This window comes from Hirschia litorea (assembly GCF_042665075.1).
Taxonomy (GTDB): Bacteria; Pseudomonadota; Alphaproteobacteria; order Caulobacterales; family Hyphomonadaceae; genus Hirschia; species Hirschia litorea.
In genome coordinates this window covers 1,284,428-1,286,445 of record NZ_JBHTBR010000005.1, presented here as the reverse complement: position 1 = coordinate 1,286,445, position 2,018 = coordinate 1,284,428, and the positions used below count along the sequence as shown (strand labels likewise).

Here is a 2,018-nt window from a genome sequence, read left to right as displayed (position 1 = left end):
GTTGTGAAATTGCCGCTCACTTTAGATGGTTTGGCAGCCTGTCAAACCTTCTCCAAGGAAGGCATCAAAACCAATGTCACATTGTGTTTCTCTGCAAACCAAGCATTGCTCGCGGCCAAAGCAGGCGCAACGTATATTTCACCTTTCATTGGCCGCTTAGATGACATCCACATTGATGGCATGGAGCTCATTCAAGAAATCCGAGTCATTTACGATAATTATGGTTTCGATACTGAAATTCTTGCGGCTTCTATCCGCAGCCCAATGCACGTAAAAGAATGTGCGTTAGTGGGTGCCGATGTAGGTACTGCTCCAGCAGGTGTTATCAAGGCTTTGGTAAAACACCCTCTGACACAAGCTGGCCTCGACCAATTTGTCAAAGACGCAGCAGAGGCTGGCATCAAGGTGTAAACCAACTGACATTCACAATTTAAAAGCGGGGCTAATTTTCTAGTCCCGCTTTTTTTATGCATCTAACGGCTGAACATGCGCAGTCTTCCAGCTGCAAGCAAACACGATAGCGCCAAACCCAGCCCTGCCCCAAGGCAGGATTACACCTGCCCACAACATCGCCGCCAGCAGGCCGCCATCAGCCACCCAGCACGCTCACAGGTGGAGGGTGTGGAATCGTGGGGTGACATCAATTTCTTCACCTCAACAAATGAAGCACCTCAAAAAAAGTCTTTCGTTGTCTTAATCGAGATAATAAACCGCATAAGATACACTTTTTATTACCTATGACACACCATAAATAGACTATTTCTCTATATAAACGGCACAAAATGACAACGATATACTCTATTTTAAATATTTAAAAATCAACAACTTATAAAATTTTCCACCGTACAAAAACAACTATCGCACGCCTCAGTATGGAAAACACCAGAAATATTGGCTAGATTTCCTCCAAAATGAGCAAAAAAATCCAATCATAAAAATACGACCTAATAAATGCTGCCTCCAATTGAATTGATCATTCTTTGTTGGAAATCAGGCGCAAGTCACGGAGGAAAAATTATGGCGCTAAATCCACCCCAAACAAGCCTAACGCCACACTCCTAACACCCATCCTCAACAAACAAGCACCAGCGCAATGCAGCTCAAACCCCGCACCTTCAGTCATTTGCGGCACTTACAAATACCGCCGAAGCCTCAACACCGACTACGGCAAAAAAAAACAACGCCAACCAACATTTGAATAACCAGCCCAGCTGGATAGGAGACAAAATAGTATGTTGAAAAAAATACTAATCGGAACTTGCTCAGCGATCATTTTGATGGGCTGCACAACTTATTTCGCAACATCAACTGCAGAATTGCCAGAAACATCCAGTTCTCAAGTTTTGAGCCCAGAAACCATGGTGTCTCAAATGACGATTGACGAGAAATTGGCTCAAATTAGCTGCATCTGGAAAGACAAAGCCAAATTCATTGAAAAAGATGGCAGTTTCAATCCTGTAAAAATGAAAGAGCACTTCCCCCACGGTGCAGGCTGCATAGCACGACCTCAAGATACTGTGGGTATGGAAGAGCCAACTCCAAGCAAAGATTTAAATGATGCAACAGTTGTAAGAAGACTATCTGGCCGCTCCCCAGAGGATACAGTGAAACTCGTCAATGAAATCCAAAAATGGATGATTGAAGAAACCCGAATGGGTATCCCTACGCTCTTTCACGAAGAAGGATTGCATGGCCTTCAAGGATTACACGCAACTTCCTTCCCCCAATCAATCGGCCTTGCAGCGACGTTCGATCCAGAGCTTGTAGAGCAAGCTTACTCTATCGTTGCAAGAGAAATTAGAGCACGAGGTGTCCACCATGTTTTATCACCCGTCGTGGATGTCGCGCTAGATCCTCGCTGGGGACGTATTGAAGAAACCTTTGGAGAAGACCCATTCCTCGTGTCTCAGATGGGAGTTGCAGCTATTAAAGGCTTTCAGGGATCAGATGATTTATTACCTGAAGATAAAGTCCTCACAACACTTAAACACATGACCGGTCACGGCCAGCCAGAAGCC

3 protein-coding genes are annotated in these 2,018 nt (G+C 44.7%); 2 read left to right on the top strand and 1 reads right to left on the bottom strand.

Translation table 11 applies throughout. The features are described 5' to 3' along the window. The coding region (locus tag ACFQS8_RS14440; RefSeq protein ID WP_382168576.1) for a transaldolase family protein at positions 1-411 on the top strand (411 nt) is incomplete at its 5' end. A 54-nt stretch (positions 412-465) separates the two neighbouring features. Here ACFQS8_RS14440 and ACFQS8_RS14435 read toward each other — a convergent pair. Continuing rightward, positions 466-597 (bottom strand): hypothetical protein, encoded by a 132-nt coding sequence (locus ACFQS8_RS14435; RefSeq protein ID WP_382168574.1) that lies wholly within the window; start codon positions 595-597, stop codon positions 466-468. Between the two features lie 635 nt (positions 598-1,232). On the opposite strand from ACFQS8_RS14435, the gene ACFQS8_RS14430 reads away from it, so the two are divergent. Then, the coding region (locus ACFQS8_RS14430) for a glycoside hydrolase family 3 N-terminal domain-containing protein (RefSeq protein ID WP_382168572.1) at positions 1,233-2,018 on the top strand (786 nt) is incomplete at its 3' end.